Below are 17,480 nucleotides of genomic sequence, written 5' to 3'. Positions count from 1 at the left end.
GACCTTTAGTTACAAAACGCAGACCCGGTGAAGCATCAGTTCAAGTTTTACCTCTGTCGGTAGCGAATTTGCCCAAAACTTGCTATTTGGTAATTGACCGTTCCTCAGAATTAATTACGCGACCTCTGAAGGACTTTGGTGACTTGGGGCAAATTCCCACCCTGGAAACCCAGCAAAAAACTCTGCCGGTGTTTGATAACCATCGCGTCGCCAAGCGCTTTTCTACCAAGCGCGATCGCGTGATTAAAGTTCCTGATAGTAAAATGCTCCATAAGGCTCGCACTCATCTGCAAGCTAAGGGCATTACACGACTGTTGATTGATGGTCAGGTCTATTCCTTGTCTACGACGGTTTAGAGGTTATGGAGACACCTGCTGGCTATGGTGTGGTGTTGGTGACAACTGGCAACATACAGGAGGCAGAAGCAATTGCAAATGCCCTTGTGGAGGCTAAACTTGCTGCTTGTGTGAGTCTGTTACCAATCCACTCAATTTACACCTGGCAAGGGAAACTGCATAAAGAGCAAGAATGGCAATTACTGATTAAAACTGATTTGGCGCAGTTTCCGGCAATGGAGGCCAAAATTAAGGAAATGCACTCCTATGAAGTGCCAGAAATTATTGCTTTACCAATTGTTGCCAGTTCTCAAGCTTACTTGCAGTGGATTTCTCAGCAAGTTAAAAATCAAGAGTGAGGAGTTAAAATAATTCGTAATTTGTAATTCGGAATTCGTAATTAAGTTTTGTAAAGGGGATTTAGCCTGCATTGCGGTCTTGGGGTCTCCCCAAGAGGAGCAACTTTGCAAGACAGACCCCGCCACAAAACTTGCGGCTTGTTAGTTGCCGGGGACTTAAACCCATCGAATTTGTTAAAATTTTTATAACTTTTCACTCTTTACTCTCAACTACTAACTCTAAGCGTAAACAGCCCTTGCAAAACGCTCTGCCAAGTAAATAATGTCCTGTCTACGAGCAATTTGATTTATCCATTTTTGAGGAATATTTTCCACGCCGTAGTAAATTCCCGCTAACCCACCAGTGACGGCGGCGGTAGTATCGGTATCTCCACCTAAGTTAACAGCTTTCAGTACTGCCTCAGAATAAGACGAACTATTTAATAAACACCACAGGGATGACTCTAAGGTATCAATCACATAGCCACCAGAATTAATCTCTTCTACTGGTAACTTGGCAATCTCACCACTGAAAACTCTGCCAAAATGCGGCTTCTCTAATAAAAATTCCCGCACAGAATAAATGGTTTGGATGTCCTGCAATGCTTGTAAATAAGCTGTATTGAGGTCAGCCCCTTCCAAGAGCGCCACTGCAATACTAATATAAATGCCGCAGGCCATCTGCGATCGCGCATGAGCATGGGTAATCGCCGAAACATCATGCACTCGCGCCAGCAATTCAGCTAAAGTTAAGTTTCTGTGACAATAAGCCATCGGCAAGATTCTCATCAACGAACCATTGCCATTACTATTTTCAACCTTGCCACCCGCCTGATGGGGAACAACTCCCTGTTTCAGACGCATAATTGCTGTATGGGTAGTTTGACCAATATCAAAGACATCGCCACGGGGAGTCCAGTAAGCCTCCTTGTACCAGCGCCAAAAGGAATTGGCTATAGCATCCAACGAATACCCTCTACAAAGACATTCTGCCAAGCAAAAGCTTAAGGAACTGTCATCTGACCAAGTTCCTGGTGGTTGATTCCATGTGCCATAACCCAACATCGTTGTCACTGGAGATTTCACTCGTTCAGCGCGGCTAGTAAACTCCACTGGCACACCCAATGCATCACCGACACATAAACCCATCAAACCAGATAACGTTTTTGCAGCGGTTAGCATTATTCAATCTCCACAATAATTGCTCAAAATTAACTTTATAGATTTCCTCTATAGCTTGTTGCAACAGATGCTACAGCCTACTCTTTCATTCTGTGTGAAAAGCTTGGCAAAATTGTTAATCATGTATTTTATTTCTCATATACCGGCTAAGTTTTCGCAAATAATAGGCGAAACCCTGATTCTCAGGTAGGGGCAATACCATGCGCGAAGCTAAAGCTACATGAATTACCCCTACAGCGCGTAGTTTTGCGTAAGTCCGATAATGCTTATTTAATCGGTGGTTATTCTTTTGTATAAAAAAATGGCTCACCAACTCCTATAGGTAACAGAGATTCAGTAGTGTTAGGTGCTGGTATTGAATCAGAAATTGCTAACAACTTGCTCGTCTATACTAATGCCAAAGTTGGACTTAGTGCTACCAAAATAGCGATGTTTCTGCTGTTAGGATTAATCGTGGTATTGGCGATCGCTTCAAATAAAAAATTATTCAGTCCTCAGTCATTCTATACTTTACTTAAGTACTCAGGACTCAACATTTCTTCACTCATCACACCAAAAAGCTGGTTTTGTTAAGTGTTACATTACTGACAAAGCCAGCTTTCGCCGTGGTAAAATTAAAATATTCCTCATTATTCCGGCCGGATTACCGGGGATCAACTAGCCGAAGGGTGCTGATTCGGCGTCTACGTAATGCTTTATTGAGAACACTATAACTCTAATGGTTAATTCTGCTCCTTCCCCCATCGCTAGCCGTAAGCCTTCCAAAGTAGAAGGAATTAAGGAAAATAGTAATTTTTTGCGTGAACCTGTAGCAACTGAGATCCTTCAAGATACTACCCATTTTACCGAAGACGCGGTGCAGCTTTTGAAGTTTCACGGTTCTTATCAACAGGATAACCGCGACAACCGCCTCAAGGGACAGGAAAAAGATTACCAGTTTATGCTGCGGACAAAAAATCCGGGTGGTTTAGTGCCGCAGCAACTGTATCTGGCTTTAGATAAACTAGCTGATGAGTATGGCAACCACACGTTACGAGCAACTACCCGTCAAGGTTTCCAACTACACGGGGTTTTAAAGAAGAATCTAACAACAGCAATTGCCACCATTGTCAATAATTTGGGTTCAACTTTGGGAGCTTGCGGCGACGTCAGCCGGAATGTGATGGCACCACCAGCCCCTTTTAAGAATCGCCCAGAGTATCAGTATGCTTGGGAATATGCCCAAAATATTGCTGAGTTGCTATCACCACAAACAGGCGCTTATTACGAAATTTGGTTAGATGGGGAAAAAGCAATTAGTGGCGAAGAAAATCCCGAGGTAAAGGCAGCCCGACAACGCAATGGCAATGGCACAATTATCCATGACAACGAAGAACCGATTTATGGCACGCACTATATGCCCCGCAAGTTTAAGGTTAGTGTGACGGTGCCGGGGGATAATTCAGTTGATTTGTATTCCCAAGACCTGACGTTGGTAGTAATTACTAATAAGAAGGGACAATTAGAAGGATTTAATATTTTTGCTGGTGGTGGTTTAGGTAGAACTCACGGTAAAGAAGAAACTTTCGCTAGGTTAGCAGACCCCATCGGTTATGTAACGAAAGATGACGTTTACGACATAGTGAAAGCGATTGTTGCGACTCAGAGAGATTATGGCGATCGCACTGATCGTCGTCATGCCAGATTAAAATATTTAATCAACGATTGGGGTATAGATAAATTCCGCACCCAAGTTGAAGAATATTTTGGTAAACCAGTTGAAGCCTTCAAACCACTACCAGAGTTTAAATATCACGACTTCCTCGGCTGGAATGAACAAGGTGATGGCAAGCTATTCTTAGGAATTTCCATTGACAATGGTCGAATCAAGGATGAAGGTTCGTTTCAACTGAAAACCGCCTTGCGGGAAATTGTCGAGCAGTTGAACTTGTCCATCCGCCTGACACCCAACCAAAACCTGATTTTTTACGATATCGAACCAGATAGCAAGCAAGCTATTCAAGACATTCTCAGCCGTCACGGTGTCGGAGACGACCCTAGTAAAATCGAACCTTTAGTACGGTATGCAATGGCTTGTCCGGCTTTGCCGACTTGTGGCTTGGCAATCACGGAATCAGAACGCGCAATACCGGGGATTTTGGAGCGAGTTCGCGCTCTGTTAGATAAATTAGGTTTACAAAATGATCATTTTGTGGTAAGGATGACAGGATGCCCCAATGGTTGCGCTCGTCCCTACTTAGCAGAATTAGCCTTTGTCGGTAGCGCTCCAGAATCTTACCAATTATGGTTAGGGGGTTCGCCAAATCAGACTCGACTGGCGCAACCTTACACAGAAAAGCTGCACCATAATGACTTGGAAAGCTTCCTAGAACCGATTTTTGTTTACTTTAAGAAATCTCGGAAATCGAAGGAAAGCTTTGGTGATTTTTGCGATCGCATTGGTTTTGATGCCATCCGTGAATTTACTGCCACCTACGACCCGGAAACAGCCAATGCTGCAAGCAAATCGCGTCATCGGGTGAATTTAAAAGCTGAGGCTTATAGTAAGTTAAAGGAAGTAGCAGAAAGTCAAGGTAAGCCGATGACTCAATTGGTGAGTGAGGCGCTAGAGGCTTACTTCCAAAATCTTTTCTAAGCTGAAAAATTGAAGATAATAAAACTACAGATAGACACAGATAAATCAATCTGTGTCGTCTATCTTGTGTAAATCCTAATACCGTTAGGTAACACATCCACAGGAAAACTGAACTATGGTAACGACAGCAAAATTCGCAGAAACTAGGGATGTGCTGCAAAACATCAGCTGGCAGACATTCAAAGCGATGCTGGCAGATATGGGATCAGAGCGAAATAAAAGGCTAGCTTATCACAACGGAATTGTAGAAATTATGACGCCGCAGATGCCACACGAGAACTCAAACCGTCTGATTGAAGGTTTTGTTCTTGTGCTGTGTGAAGAATTTGGTTTAGAAGTTAAAAGCACTGGCTCGTTGACTATGACGCGGGATGATTTGGAGCGAGGAGCCGAGCCGGACAGTAGCTACTATATCCAAAACGAATTCTCAGTCCGCAACAAAGAAAATATTGACCTGAATACAGACCCACCACCAGACCTAGTATTGGAAGTAGAATATTCCAGACCGAAGATAGACAACTTGACCCTTTATGCTTCAATGGGAGTCCCAGAATTCTGGCGGTATAACGGAAATGTGTTGAGAATTTACACCCTTAACAGTGGACAATACTCGCAAAGCGATCGCAGTTCAACTTTTGCGCCTGTGCTGGTGACGGAGATTCCCCGATTTATCCAAGAAAGTAAGCAAGTTGGACAAATAGCAGCAACTCGTGATTTCCGTAACTGGGTTAGACAGCAGATGTCTACAGTAGGGCAATAATTTATTAAGAAAAATGTCTCAACTGCAAAGAATTGCGATCGCACCTTCCCAACTCCAACAAGGGCAAATTTTGCTTACAAAAGAACAACAGCATTACTTGGGGCGAGTGTTGCGCTTGCGTGAAGGCGATCGCTTTATTGCAATGGATGGTAAAGGAAAATGGTGGTTAGCGCAGCTAGCAGGGGAACAAGCAGAGGTTTTAGAAACACTGACAGTAGAAACCGAATTACCTGTATCGATTACGCTGATGGTGGCGTTGCCGAAAGGCAATGGATTTGATGAAGTGGTGCGGTGTTGTACGGAGTTGGGAGTAACTTGTATTGCACCAGTATTGAGCGATCGCACTTTGCTTCATCCTAGTCCTCAAAAACTCGAACGCTGGCGGCGCATCGCTGCGGAAGCCGCCGAGCAATCAGAGCGCTCTTTTGTGCCGATAATTTTAGAACCTGTTGCTTTTAACACTGCTTTGTCATTAGTCACTTGTACTGAGCTTTGCCGAAGTATGGGTCATACGCTGCGGGAAGGCGAAGCGCCTATGTCATTTGCAAACAGCCAGCAATATATGTGTGTAGCGCGTGGTGAGTTTCCCCATTTGAAAGATTGCTTACAGCACAAAGGACAAATGACAAATGACAAAGGACAAATGACAATTATCATTGCTACTGGCCCAGAGGGAGGATGGACAACACAAGAAATTGAGAATGCGATCGCATCTGGATTTCAACCTGTTTCCCTTGGTCGGCGCATCCTGAGAGCAGTTACAGCCCCAGTAGTAGCATTATCCTTGATTACCGCATGTTGTGAAGTATAAATGATTTATAGCTCACGCAAATCTACTTTTGCGGGAGACATCACTCCACCGTGTATTTAAAGTTAAGTGATGATTGAGCAAGTTGCCCTCGCTTTTGAGCATAAAGACTATCAAACAGCTGCTAAATTACTCAAACAGCTGCAAAAAGAATCGCCCGAAAATCCTTGGGTACAATATTATCTCGGTTGCCTACATGAAGTATCTGAAAAGCGCCAAGATGCAGAAAAAATTTATCGGCAACTGCTGCGAGATACAACGAATAGCAAAATAGTGTCACTCGCAGGTCAAAGTTTGCGACGGCTACAAGAAATCGAGCAAGAAGAAAGACAAAGAGCGATTTCCCAAGCAACAGCCCAACCGAATAATACTGAACTTGGCGTACTAGTCTTAGAGCCACTCACTACCGAGATGAAAACAGAAGCCTCTCGAAAATTCGCCCAGATTATGCAGTTAGACCCCTACACCGCACGACTAATACTGCCAAGTCGTGGCTGGAAGTTGTACCGCACCGGCCAAATAGGAGAGCTAAAATTTTATGGCGAACAGCTAAAGCAGGCTGGTATTCCCTGCTTTTGGGCAACAATAGCTGAAATTCAGCAAATTCAAGTTTATCAAGTCAAATATTTCCAAGAATCTACCCCACAAGCTACTATTGTTTGCTGCAACGAGGCAAATCAACTGGGTTCCCTCACCTTTGATTGGTCAGAAGTCACAGCAAAAGTAGTAGGACTGTTGCCGATTTTTGAACAAGTTGTAGATGTTGATGCCCGCCGTAAACTGGAACGGAAAACTCAAATACAAGACTATGCCCAGTTTTGTGATTTACACCTACTTGGTAGACGTTGCATTCTCCGAATTGATGATAACGGCTATGAATTCCAGCAAGGTTTAGAAATCATTCCCCAAGATAGTCAAAATACCATCAGAATTCATTGGAATAGTTTATCGAGTTGGATTGACCAGCAACTACCTCAAGTCAAAATTTGGTCAAGTGGCATTCGTACAGCCATAAATATTCTCCACACCAGCCGGGAGATTAGGGAGTGTTGTACTCCTAACTGATGGCTACATCGGTAACGAAAAGGAGATTTTGTCAGAGGTACAACAGCAGCTACAACCAGGAAATCGTCTTTGAGTTCACCCTCAACAAAGGTCGGGTAGAACGGGTAGTTTTGCATGAAAAAGCCTCAACCCTAAAAGATGCAGTTGTAGTGGAGAAAATTAAGCGATCGCTCCTAATTTGGAGAGTTTCCCCATCTACAACTGGCAAAGTTATCTTAACCTTGCATATTCACGTTTAATCGCTAGAAACCGTAAATTTAGAGTCTCTATCAATTACTTAGGCGTTTTAATCTGACGAGCCATATCTAAGTAAGCACTCATATTTGCCCCTGGACGCCGACGACCATTTGAGCTAGTAGTCGAAGGAGCGAGATATTTAGGTGCAAAGGTGGTTTCAGTTGGCTGCTCTTTGAGTACTTTGGCGGCTGCGGCTTTTGCATTTTTGCCCGGTTCAACTCTAAGACCCTCAGCAGTCTGGACTAGCTGAACATCGGCTGGTTTGGGATTTTTAGCTGATTTTCCCTGAGCCTTATCTGCGGCGGTTTTTGTTCCGTTCAATGAATCTGACTTGGATGGAGATAGTGTTTCTGATGCTTCTGATGCAATTGTTGCCGTTGCTTTCTTAGCATTCGATGTAACTGTTTCTGCTACTTTCTTCGCATTCGATGCTAACTCTTTAACAGCATCTTTGGCAGCATCTTTGGCTTCGTCCAATTCTAAGAAATAGCCGTTGTTTTTCTTCTTCCCTCGTAACAGTCCAGTAAAGAAATCCAGAATACCTGAAATTAACTTTTTGATAAAATCCATTACAATTACTCCTGCCTGTTATATTTGGAACTCAACCGTAATTGTTAAAAATTACGACAAAATGTTACATTTTCTGCTTTGTGTCACCCCGTTCTGGTGACAACCCTTATAGGCTTGTGCTTAATCAACATTGTAGTAAAACTACAGGGCAAATGTTTTCTTGCAGGCACTTGTAACCTGTATAAACCGAGAATTAATTATTAAATTTTACTGTACCTAAGAGCAAGATTCTGAAAGCAAGCTTTACAAAAATTAACATTTCTTTGTTTACTAAATAGTTAATTGAAGTGAAGCAAACAGTTAACTCTCAACCAGTCGCAGGAGTGTCATAGCCTATTGGCAGATGGCGAGATTAATTAGTTAGATTTTATACAGACTATCTTGATCAAAATTTCAGTTCTGCAAAAATATCTTTTAAAGAATCCGAAAATCAACGAAAATCGGCGGGAATCCGATCCCTTCAAGGGGTAGGAGGAATAGCCGCCCGCCGATTTAGTCATTAGTCAAAAGTCATTGGTCATTGGTCATTGGTACTAATGACTAATGATAACTAATGACTCGAAATCCCCCGGCTTCAAGCTGGGGGATGAGTTAACAGCTTCAGTTTGGAGAGCAGTATTTAGCTATAAAAGTGAAATATACCCCATAATTCAGCCAGATTTTGTCAATGAACATTCAAAATCAACAACGCAATCCTGTTTTGTTAATACACGGCATTGACGACACAGAGGCAGTTTTCCATCAAATGAGGAACTACCTAATACAACGAGGTTTGTCTGTACATGCCCTGAATTTAGTGCCAAATAATGGTGATGTCGGTCTTGATGAGTTGGCAAAGCAGGTATCTGATTATGTTACAGCTACCTTTGCATCAGAACAACGCCTAGATTTAGTAGGCTTCAGCATGGGAGGAATTGTCAGCCGTTACTATGTTCAGCGACTAGGAGGAATTAACCGCGTGCAGAGGTTTATCACGATCTCTTCGCCCCATCATGGAACTGTGGTTGCTTATGCTTCCCGGCGTCCTGGTTGCGTACAAATGCGTCCCGACAGCATTTTTCTCAAGGATTTAAATTCTGATGCTGTAATATTGGGGCAGCTAGATTTTACATCCATCTGGACACCTTATGATTTGATGATTGTCCCAGCGAATAGTTCGCAAATGTCCGTAGGACGCAAAGTAATAGTGCCAGTTCCTCTACACCCTTGGATGCTGACAGACTCCAGGAGTTTAGCAGTAGTGAAAATACTTTTAGAGCGCATTAAGATTAAGCGACCCTTCCTTAAGAAAGCCTAACTGAATACCGGATCAAAGATAGATAACTTAATTGATAATATTTTTTAATAATAAAATTCCCCCGATCTTTGCTCCTCTGCCTCTTCGATCAATGATGATTCGGAACAAGTTATTCTGCTAAGATTTTGGCAAAACTACTTACAATTGATTCTTCATGTTTTCTTTAATTGACTATACCAACCCCTGGTTAGTAGGATTAGGATTAAACACAATTCTATTGAGTTTAGCTGGGATTGCTCCGAAAAAGCTGCTTACTCCAGCCGGATTATTCCACGCTTGGTTACTCGCCATCCTAATTTGGGGAACTCTAGGCTGTCAAGGATATGCAGTAGTAATGTTCTATTTTCTGGTTGGTTCTGGTGTTACCCGCATCGGTATGGCGCAGAAGGAAGCAGAAGGAATTGCTGAAAAGCGTTCTGGGGCAAGAGGGCCAGAAAATGTTTGGGGTTCGGCTTTGACTGGGGCGCTGTGTGCCTTGGGAGTCGGATTGATCAATTCGGGATTTTTTGTACCTAGTCCCCAATACTTCGAATTTTCTCAGTACAAGTTCTTAGTTTTTAATACTTCGGCAACGCTCAGTACAAGTCCCCAGTCCCTATTATTGTTAGGCTATGTAGCGAGTTTCAGTACCAAGCTGGCTGATACCACTGCCAGCGAAGTTGGTAAAGCTTACGGTAAAAGCACCTTTCTAATTACCACATTCCAACCAGTGCCTCGCGGTACAGAAGGGGCAGTAAGTTTGGAGGGAACTTTAGCTGGGATTGTGGCTTCTGTGGCGATCGCATTTGTTGGTTGGGCAGTTGGTTTAATTGATCTATTAGGAGTGGTTTGGTGTGTGCTAGCAGCATTTATTGCCACCAACATCGAAAGCGTCATTGGAGCAACACTGCAATCTAAGTATACTTGGCTGACCAATGAAGTAGTAAATATTTTCAATACATTAATCGGTGCGATCGCGGCTGTCCTACTTGCCTGGACATGGATAAGTATCATTAAGTAGAGCGATGAGAGTAAACAATTACTCGTTAAAATCGCGCATGAGACAATTTTTCTACGTCAGTTCCTACAACTTAAGTAACAAAAGCAAGGCAGTGGCTTGACTTTTAGCAACTGGGGTAGAAAACTCGCAAGAAACAATACTTAATAGATTTTTGGTTTATTTTCGCCTATCTACCTACCTGATTATCTCTCTGAATCTATAAAGATTTGGTTACAGAACTTCCTTTGCCTTACAACTGAGATTTTCAATCCTGTTTTCTCCCCGCCAGACTGTAAGAGTGATCATGGAAAATTATCTTATTTCCTAGCTAGATAATTTGTTGACCATCTAGATGTAATCAGTTCATGGAATCTTTATCATATTTATCGATCAATACCAGATGATTTCTATATGATTTAATTTAAAAGTTCTATAAGTGTTTAACCATTTTCACATAATTAGTTCATGGAATCTTTACCATTTTTGACAATTAATGACCAAGTAATTTCTATTGAGTCAGCAGTAAAATATCTGCAAACCTCTGGAAAATTGGGACAGTTCATTGGGGATATTCTCCGCCAGTACGTAATTGAGTCAGAAATCCGAACACGAGACGATGTTAAGATTGGTACAGCAATAACTGAACAGGCAATTATTGACTTTCGGCTGAAAAATCAACTGACTGACCCTGAAAGTTTTCAAGAATGGTTAAAGACCAATAATACAGATTACGCTACCTTTCACACATCGGTTACTTTTGGTTACAAGTTAGAAAAGCTGAAAGCTGTAGTCACGGAACCAAAACTTCAAGAATATTTTATTGAACGCAAAATTTTTTTGGATCGGTTAGTACTGTGCCGAATTGTTGTTGATAATCGAGAATTGGCAGACGAACTCCAAACCCAAATTGAAGAAGGAGGTAGTTTTGAGCAACTAGCTAAAGAATATTCACTTGCAGATGACCGAATTGTGAACGGCATGATGGGAATCATCAGCCGCGGAAGTATGCCGGATATATTACGGGCAGCTATTGATGTGGCGAGTCCTGGACAATTGATCGGACCTATAGAAATCGTTGGCAAAGACTCTCCCCAAGGAGAAGGACCTTATGGTTTGTTTCGAGTAGAACAATTTCTGCCAGCGTCTTTAGAAGATACTCAACTAAAGCAAGCACTACAAAATGAGTTGTTTGAGAAATGGCTAGCAGAGAAAATTCAAAAACTGACAGTCAAGCTGCAAGTGAGTTAAAAATTCTGGATAATGAATCTTTACGATTAAAAGTGCTAGCTTCTTTGCCTTGGAATCAGCCACCGTTATGCTGGCTGACTCCCGAACAACAATCCAAGTTGCAAAATGAGTCCCAAGTCCGTCAGTATCGTCTTGGAGAAAAAATCTGGTCAAATGATGTCGGCGGTTATCAATTCTTTATTGTGTCCGGGAAAGTCCGCTTGCGAGAAGAGGGGGTTAGCAAACCTTTAGCAGTCCTAGATGCGGGGGATTGGTTTGGTGACTTACAAAAGCTGTCTGCGGATTTTAAAGCTGTAGCTGCTAGTAAAGAAGTGATATTAGTCTGTTGGGATAGTGGGCTGTGGGCAGAATTTTCTCACCCACAGATTCAGGAGTTCTGGCAAATCTTACCAATGGGCATTGAGAGAGACAAAGAGACATTTTCCTTCTCTTCGACTCCTGCAATAGCGCCAGCCTCAGTGGGGACTTCCAGCCCCCACAGCCTCCAACCCCAAAGAGGACTCCCAACCGCCAATATAATCATCTCAAATTATCCATTTGTTGCTAGCTGGAACACCGCAGCAGCCTGTTTAACAATGGTGGCGCAACAGTTAGAAAATTCTGTACAACTGGAATGGGTGCAGCGCCAACTCCGAGGACAACGCCCAAAACAGGTTATGGAAGCAGCAGAAAAGTTAGGGTTAGTGTTGCGGCGGTTACAAGTGAATTGGGGTGAGTTGCGACAACTTTCATTTCCAGCGTTATTGCTGTGGAATTCTGACTCACCCCAGAGTCCATCCTGGGTGGTAGCCTATGGAGTTAAAGGCGATCGCTTAATTATCGCTAATCCTCTAAATCCCGAACGGACTTGTGAAAGCTTGCCGCAGTCGATAGTTGAAGGGTCTTGGGATGGACAAGTGTGGCAAGTAGAACTGATATCCCAGCAAGAAAAATTTAACCTGAGTTGGTTCATCCCAGCAGTTTTGAAGTATAAGGGATTGCTCACAGAAGTATTGTTAGCATCTTTTACCTTACAGCTTTTAGGGTTGACAACACCGCTAATTACCCAAGTCGTCATTGATAAAGTGATGGTGCAGGGGAGTTTGCCGACTCTCGATGTGATGGCGATCGCACTTTTATTCGTAGCCATATTTGAGTCCATACTGGGCATTCTGCGCTTATTCATCTTTACCCATACAGCTCGTCGTCTGGATTTGAGTTTATCAGCACAGCTATTTCGCCATCTGATGCGTCTGCCTTTGGCTTATTTTGAGTCGCGGCGCGTCGGCGACACAATCGCACGAGTTCAGGAACTCGAACAAATTCGTCAGTTTCTCACAGGTACAGCCTTAACTGTGATTCTAGATAGCATCTTTGCTGTGGTGTACCTAGCATTGATGTTTTACTATAACATCCCACTTACCTTTGTGGCTTTAGCAGTACTGCCGCTATTTGCCACATTGACAATAGTTGCAACACCAATTCTGCGTAACTGGCTCAACGAAACCTTTAACCGGAGTGCCGATAGTCAATCGTTTCTAGTCGAGACAATCACCGGGATTCATTCCGTTAAAGCCCATGCAGCAGAACCAGTAGCCCGCGATCGCTGGGAAGGCTTATTTGCTCGCTTCATTCGCACAGGTTTTAAAGCCTCTACCACCTCCAATATCAGCAGCAACATCGGTGACTTTCTTACCAATTTGTCTACCATGCTGATTCTCTGGTTTGGAGCCAAGTTAGTCATCGACCAAAAGCTCACAATCGGGCAGCTAGTTGCGTTTCAAATGCTGTCTGGTAGAGTCACAGGCCCACTTTTGCGCTTAGTACAGTTGTGGCAAAACCTCCAACAAGTGCTACTTTCTGTAGATCGCATTGGTGATATTCTCAACGTCTCCCCAGAAGCTGAACTGGGAACTGGCCTAGTTTTACCAGCGCTTAAAGGACAAGTCACCTTTGAGCAAGTCTTTTTCCGCTACCGGCCAAACTTTGAAGCAATTCTGCGGGGAATCTCTTTTAGTGCCGAACCAGGGCAATTTGTTGGCATTGTTGGACGTAGCGGTTCTGGTAAAAGTACCCTGTCTAAGCTATTGCAACGCCTTTATCAAATTGAATCAGGACGCATCCTGATTGATGGTTTTGATATTAAAAGTGCCGATTTAGCCTCACTGCGGCAACAAGTTAGTGTAGTTCTTCAAGAAGACTTTTTATTTAACGGTTCCATTTTGGAAAATATCACTCTCGGTACGCCCGACATTAGCGCCGAGCAAGTAGTAGAGGCGGCAAGATTAGCAGTAGCCCACGACTTCATCAGTCAATTACCCTACGGTTACGAAACCAATGTTGGGGAACGCGGTACCGCTTTATCTGGCGGACAGAGACAACGTATTGCCCTAGCAAGGCTATTTCTTTCCCAAGCGCCGATTTTAGTTTTGGATGAAGCTACCAGCGCTTTGGATAGTGAAACTGAACAACAAGTACTGCAAAACCTGCAAAAAATTTCCGCTAATCGTACTGTATTTCTGATTGCTCACCGCTTTGCCCCCCTCAAACGTGCTGATTTGATCTTGGTATTGGAGCAAGGTGTGATTGCCGAACGCGGTACTCACTCAGAGTTGTTGCAACAAAAGGGTTTGTATTGGTCATTATATCAACGGCAGCAAGCAAATGTTTAGTAGATTTAAGTAGCTTTTAGGTTGTGTCTACTTGATAGATAGTCTTTGGCGAATGGAGTTATGTTTCATTCGCCATTTGATTTGGTTGCAAACTTGTGATCTAATACCATTTCACTAAAACCCTGATACATATAGATTTCGCGTAGGGAACATTGCCGTGCCCATACCAAGGTATTTGTATCATAATTAAAGTCAAACAGGATGATAAATGTACTGGGAATAATTATTTTTAACCTCAGGATTCAGGTTGTTAAGCGCGTAATTGACTCAAGTCGCTAATAAACCGCCATCCACAACCAAAGACTGGCCTGTTATGTAAGCAGCTGCGTCAGAACACAAAAACAATACTGTAGACGCAATTTCTTCTGAACTGCCCATACGTCCCATTGGAACAGAATTTATTAGTTGTTGCGTGGCAGCATCGGCATCTTCTCCTAAGTTCGCTGCGAAACGCTCAACCATCGCAGTAGTAATGAAGCCAGGATTGACAGCATTAATCCGAATGCCCTGTTTAGCATAATCCAGCGCCGCAGATTTGGTTAAGCCCATGACAGCATGTTTACTAGCATGGTACGGAGCAAGACCCGGAAAAGCTATCAGTCCGGCGATGGATGAGGTGTTGACGATTACGCCACTTCCCTGTTGAAGCATTTGAATGATCTCGTACTTCATTGAGAAAAACACGCCGCGAACGTTGATTGCCATCAGTTGATCAAATTTATCAAGCGATTGCTCGTGCAGTGGAGTTACCGATGACTCAATTCCTGCATTGTTAAAAGCGTAATCGAGTCTTCCATAAGTCTCAATTGTCTTTTGAATGGTTCCCTTAATATCCTCTTCCTGGGAGACATCGGCTCTCAAAAAAGTTGCTTCTCCCCCTGTTTGTTTAATAACGTCAACGACCTTTTGTCCTTCTTCCTCTCGGCGACCTGTTAAGACTACCTTTGCGCTTTCGTTAGCAAAGGCGATCGCAGTAGCCCGACCAATACCTGAAGTCCCACCTGTTACAAGTGACACTTTGCCATCAAATTTACCTGCCATAATTTCCTCTCAGTAAAATTTTTATAGTATTAGGTTGAGCTAAGAACTGATGCTCTCCCATCATGTTACTTCTGTCAACTACCACCGACCTTAATTATTACTTTTTAACGTATAAAAATAGGTGCGTTAACGAAGTCTAACGCACCCTACTGCTGTGACACATCTAAGAAGATGTTTGAAAAGTATTGTTGGTAACAGCAAAACCTCTCAAAACTTTGGAATTTCTAAGTTTAGAAGCATAACAAAATTAATTTTTATCCCACAAATTTATACTTACACCACTATAAATTTAATATTTATTTTATTACTTAATACGTTAACAATAATTACACTATCTATTCTGCTTTTTGGTAATAGAATTAGCATTTTGTGATCAAATTCCATAGTAATTATTGACAATAGAGCTAATTCACACCTTAAAATCTTTTTATTTTAAAGATTTTAACGCTTCAAACTGTCAAAAAACGATTGATATCTTTGAGAAAAAAATACTTATGCTCCGTAATGATGTTAATCCCAATCTGTTGTCAAATAAACAGCTAAATGCCACTTCAATCTCTTCATTAGATACCTTTAATCCGAAGGATGACTATAGCCTCAACATCAGCAGAGGTAGTAGCTATAACTCAGCCGATGCTGATGTGCGAGCGCAAAATAGCAGTAACGCTACTGCTAATGCTTTAAGCACTGGGAATTATAACTCCACCAATGGCTATGGCTTAATTAATGCAGCAGCAGCAGTGGCTAGAGCTGCTGGTCAAAATACCTTTGCTGATGTTCCTGATCTTGGTGGCAATAATTGGGGAGCAAACCTGATTAAAGCACCGGAAGCTTGGGCACACGGATACACAGGTAAAGGTGTTGTTGTTGCGGTTGTAGATACTGGAGTTGACTACAACCACGAAGATTTAAAGGATAATATCTGGACGAATCCCAAGGAAATTGCTGGCAATGGTAAAGATGATGATGGCAATGGCTATGTTGATGATATCCACGGCTGGAACTTTGTTGACAATAATAATAATGTCCTAGATGACAACGGTCATGGCACTCATGTTTCGGGGACGATCGCAGGCGAAAATAATAACTACGGTGTCACTGGTATTGCTTATGATGCCAAGATTATGCCCGTCAAAGTCTTAGATGACTCTGGCTCCGGTTCCTACACTTCCATCGCTAAGGGCATTTATTACGCTGTGAACAATGGAGCTAACGTAATTAACCTCAGTTTAGGAGGTGCTTATTCCAATCCTACTTTAGAGTCAGCCATTGACTATGCCAGCAGCAAAGGAGTGATTGTTGTCATGGCAGCAGGTAATGATGGTGGCTCATCACCAGACTATCCCGCCAGTTATGCATCCAAATCGGGAATTGCCGTTGGGGCAGTAGATAGAAATAATAATTTAGCTGACTTCTCTAACCGCTCTGGAACGAATCAAATTTCCTACGTCACAGCCCCAGGAGTCAAGGTCTACTCCTCAGTTCCCAATAATCAGTATGCTACTTATAGCGGTACGTCGATGGCTGCTCCCCACGTTGCTGGTGTAGTTGCTCTGATGCTTAGTGCTAACTCCAAACTGACTGATGCCCAAGTCCGTGAGATTGTCGCAGATACCGCCGGAAATAGTACACAAACTACAAACTCTAATTTGAATCTTTCTAATGTCAGTTCTCTAGCGAGTCAGGTGATTGCAGACACACCAGGAAATAACACACAAACTACAAGCTCTAATTGGAATATTTCTAATACCAGTTCTCTGGGAAGACAGGCAATATCTGACGATAATTTGCTACGCATCAATGCACAAACTACAAATTATCCCACATCACAGACAATTTCTAGTTTTAATAGTTCCAATTTTGGTTCCTTGAGCGGTCAGGCAATTACAGAAACACCAAAATATCTGACACCAGCCGAAGGTGATAACGGATTAGCTAATCCCGAATTATGGTCGCAATTCCAAAACTATGAGAAGGTTCTGGGCGGCACCAATGTAGATAGCGATGATGATAATGAAGATGAGAATAATCTTCATTTTGCAAAACTACTCAGTAGGTGAGTTGAATTAAATATAAAACCACTGTAGCTGTAAAGCGATCGCTCGTCTATCGTGAATAAATGTAAGGGTTTAGCATTGCTCATGGGTGTCAACTTAAGCTAGAAATCGCTTGTTGACTTCCAGTCCCGCCCAGAAATAAATTTCTTTGGCTTTTAGCTAAAGTCTACTCAAGTAGACTAAAGACTTTTCAGATTATTTAGTCATCTTTAGATGACTTGAGCTATTAGCAAGGAACTTCAGTTCCTTGCGGGACATGGCTTTTACGTTAAGTTGA

The 17,480-nt window shown here is 42.6% G+C and carries 14 protein-coding genes and 2 pseudogenes; 13 read left to right on the top strand and 3 right to left on the bottom strand.

All coding sequences use genetic code 11. The features are described from left to right. Together HWQ38_RS17965 and cutA are read left to right on the top strand one after the other, a co-directional pair. A pseudogene (locus HWQ38_RS17965) lies at positions 1-356 on the top strand (transposase); the annotation flags it as partial. Between the two features lie 5 nt (positions 357-361). After that, the gene (cutA, locus tag HWQ38_RS17960) at positions 362-694 is read left to right on the top strand and encodes a divalent-cation tolerance protein CutA (protein WP_292795931.1); all 333 of its coding nucleotides are present in this window, start codon (positions 362-364) and stop codon (positions 692-694) included. 219 nt (positions 695-913) lie between these two features. On the opposite strand, the gene HWQ38_RS17955 is transcribed toward cutA, so the two are convergent. Further along, positions 914-1,855: an ADP-ribosylglycohydrolase family protein gene (locus HWQ38_RS17955; RefSeq protein WP_292795928.1), complete on the bottom strand. Its 942-nt coding sequence runs from the start codon at positions 1,853-1,855 to the stop codon at positions 914-916. Positions 1,856-2,116: 261 nt separating this feature from the next. Between HWQ38_RS17955 and HWQ38_RS17950 the strand changes: the two are divergent. The 6 genes and pseudogenes from HWQ38_RS17950 to HWQ38_RS17925 all read left to right on the top strand — a co-directional run. Next, positions 2,117-2,334: pseudogene (locus HWQ38_RS17950) on the top strand (hypothetical protein); the annotation flags it as partial. A gap of 239 nt (positions 2,335-2,573) precedes the next feature. Continuing rightward, the gene (gene sir / locus HWQ38_RS17945; protein ID WP_292795925.1) at positions 2,574-4,490 is read left to right on the top strand and encodes a sulfite reductase, ferredoxin dependent; all 1,917 of its coding nucleotides are present in this window, start codon (positions 2,574-2,576) and stop codon (positions 4,488-4,490) included. A 115-nt stretch (positions 4,491-4,605) separates the two neighbouring features. After that, positions 4,606-5,250 carry a Uma2 family endonuclease gene (locus tag HWQ38_RS17940; RefSeq protein WP_292795922.1) on the top strand — a complete coding sequence of 215 codons (645 nt, stop codon included), beginning with the start codon at positions 4,606-4,608 and terminating at the stop codon, positions 5,248-5,250. A gap of 13 nt (positions 5,251-5,263) precedes the next feature. Beyond that, positions 5,264-6,061 (top strand): 16S rRNA (uracil(1498)-N(3))-methyltransferase, encoded by a 798-nt coding sequence (locus tag HWQ38_RS17935; protein WP_292795920.1) that lies wholly within the window; start codon positions 5,264-5,266, stop codon positions 6,059-6,061. Between the two features lie 69 nt (positions 6,062-6,130). Further along, positions 6,131-7,123, top strand: coding sequence for a tetratricopeptide repeat protein (locus HWQ38_RS17930; RefSeq protein WP_292795918.1), 993 nt, complete (start codon positions 6,131-6,133; stop codon positions 7,121-7,123). Next, positions 7,123-7,362, top strand: a complete 240-nt coding sequence (locus HWQ38_RS17925; protein ID WP_292795916.1) for an after-VIT domain-containing protein — start codon at positions 7,123-7,125, stop codon at positions 7,360-7,362. Before HWQ38_RS17930 ends, HWQ38_RS17925 begins: the two co-directional genes overlap by 1 nt. Positions 7,363-7,396: 34 nt before the next feature. On the opposite strand, the gene HWQ38_RS17920 is transcribed toward HWQ38_RS17925, so the two are convergent. Beyond that, a complete protein-coding gene (locus HWQ38_RS17920) occupies positions 7,397-7,930 on the bottom strand; it encodes a hypothetical protein (protein ID WP_292795913.1) in 534 nt (177 codons plus the stop codon). Positions 7,931-8,597: 667 nt separating this feature from the next. On the opposite strand from HWQ38_RS17920, the gene HWQ38_RS17915 reads away from it, so the two are divergent. The 4 genes from HWQ38_RS17915 to HWQ38_RS17900 all read left to right on the top strand — a co-directional run bounded on the left by HWQ38_RS17915 (position 8,598) and on the right by HWQ38_RS17900 (position 14,105). Continuing rightward, complete coding sequence (locus HWQ38_RS17915) at positions 8,598-9,227, top strand: triacylglycerol lipase (RefSeq protein ID WP_292795910.1); 630 nt, start codon at positions 8,598-8,600, stop codon at positions 9,225-9,227. 154 nt (positions 9,228-9,381) lie between these two features. Continuing rightward, the gene (locus HWQ38_RS17910) at positions 9,382-10,227 is read left to right on the top strand and encodes a TIGR00297 family protein (RefSeq protein ID WP_292795907.1); all 846 of its coding nucleotides are present in this window, start codon (positions 9,382-9,384) and stop codon (positions 10,225-10,227) included. 444 nt (positions 10,228-10,671) lie between these two features. Further along, entirely contained in the window at positions 10,672-11,454 is a 783-nt protein-coding gene (locus tag HWQ38_RS17905) for a peptidylprolyl isomerase (protein ID WP_292795904.1), read from the top strand. Beyond that, positions 11,403-14,105, top strand: a complete 2,703-nt coding sequence (locus tag HWQ38_RS17900) for a type I secretion system permease/ATPase (RefSeq protein ID WP_292795901.1) — start codon at positions 11,403-11,405, stop codon at positions 14,103-14,105. Before HWQ38_RS17905 ends, HWQ38_RS17900 begins: the two co-directional genes overlap by 52 nt. A 267-nt stretch (positions 14,106-14,372) precedes the next feature. Here the strand turns inward: HWQ38_RS17900 and HWQ38_RS17895 are convergent, their stop codons facing one another. Next, the gene (locus HWQ38_RS17895) at positions 14,373-15,146 is read right to left on the bottom strand and encodes an SDR family oxidoreductase (RefSeq protein WP_292795899.1); all 774 of its coding nucleotides are present in this window, start codon (positions 15,144-15,146) and stop codon (positions 14,373-14,375) included. 494 nt (positions 15,147-15,640) lie between these two features. On the opposite strand from HWQ38_RS17895, the gene HWQ38_RS17890 reads away from it, so the two are divergent. After that, on the top strand, positions 15,641-17,206 hold the full coding sequence (locus HWQ38_RS17890; protein WP_292795896.1) for a S8 family peptidase: 1,566 nt from the start codon (positions 15,641-15,643) through the stop codon (positions 17,204-17,206). Positions 17,207-17,480: the final 274 nt, after the last annotated feature.

This window comes from Nostoc sp. NMS7 (genome assembly GCF_017115085.1).
In the GTDB taxonomy this organism is placed as follows: domain Bacteria; phylum Cyanobacteriota; class Cyanobacteriia; order Cyanobacteriales; family Nostocaceae; genus Nostoc.
This window is presented reverse-complemented; position numbering and strand designations above follow the sequence as displayed.

Excerpts from the sequence above, each read along its gene's own strand:
- cutA (WP_292795931.1), top strand. The coding sequence starts at position 362 with ATGGAGACACCTGCTGGCTATGGTGTGGTGTTGGTGACAACTGGCAAC.
- HWQ38_RS17955 (WP_292795928.1), bottom strand. The coding sequence starts at position 1,855 with ATGCTAACCGCTGCAAAAACGTTATCTGGTTTGATGGGTTTATGTGTC.
- sir (WP_292795925.1), top strand. The coding sequence starts at position 2,574 with ATGGTTAATTCTGCTCCTTCCCCCATCGCTAGCCGTAAGCCTTCCAAA.
- HWQ38_RS17940 (WP_292795922.1), top strand. The coding sequence starts at position 4,606 with ATGGTAACGACAGCAAAATTCGCAGAAACTAGGGATGTGCTGCAAAAC.
- HWQ38_RS17935 (WP_292795920.1), top strand. The coding sequence starts at position 5,264 with ATGTCTCAACTGCAAAGAATTGCGATCGCACCTTCCCAACTCCAACAA.
- HWQ38_RS17930 (WP_292795918.1), top strand. The coding sequence starts at position 6,131 with ATGATTGAGCAAGTTGCCCTCGCTTTTGAGCATAAAGACTATCAAACA.
- HWQ38_RS17925 (WP_292795916.1), top strand. The coding sequence starts at position 7,123 with ATGGCTACATCGGTAACGAAAAGGAGATTTTGTCAGAGGTACAACAGC.
- HWQ38_RS17920 (WP_292795913.1), bottom strand. The coding sequence starts at position 7,930 with ATGGATTTTATCAAAAAGTTAATTTCAGGTATTCTGGATTTCTTTACT.
- HWQ38_RS17915 (WP_292795910.1), top strand. The coding sequence starts at position 8,598 with ATGAACATTCAAAATCAACAACGCAATCCTGTTTTGTTAATACACGGC.
- HWQ38_RS17910 (WP_292795907.1), top strand. The coding sequence starts at position 9,382 with ATGTTTTCTTTAATTGACTATACCAACCCCTGGTTAGTAGGATTAGGA.
- HWQ38_RS17905 (WP_292795904.1), top strand. The coding sequence starts at position 10,672 with ATGGAATCTTTACCATTTTTGACAATTAATGACCAAGTAATTTCTATT.
- HWQ38_RS17900 (WP_292795901.1), top strand. The coding sequence starts at position 11,403 with ATGGCTAGCAGAGAAAATTCAAAAACTGACAGTCAAGCTGCAAGTGAG.
- HWQ38_RS17895 (WP_292795899.1), bottom strand. The coding sequence starts at position 15,146 with ATGGCAGGTAAATTTGATGGCAAAGTGTCACTTGTAACAGGTGGGACT.
- HWQ38_RS17890 (WP_292795896.1), top strand. The coding sequence starts at position 15,641 with ATGCTCCGTAATGATGTTAATCCCAATCTGTTGTCAAATAAACAGCTA.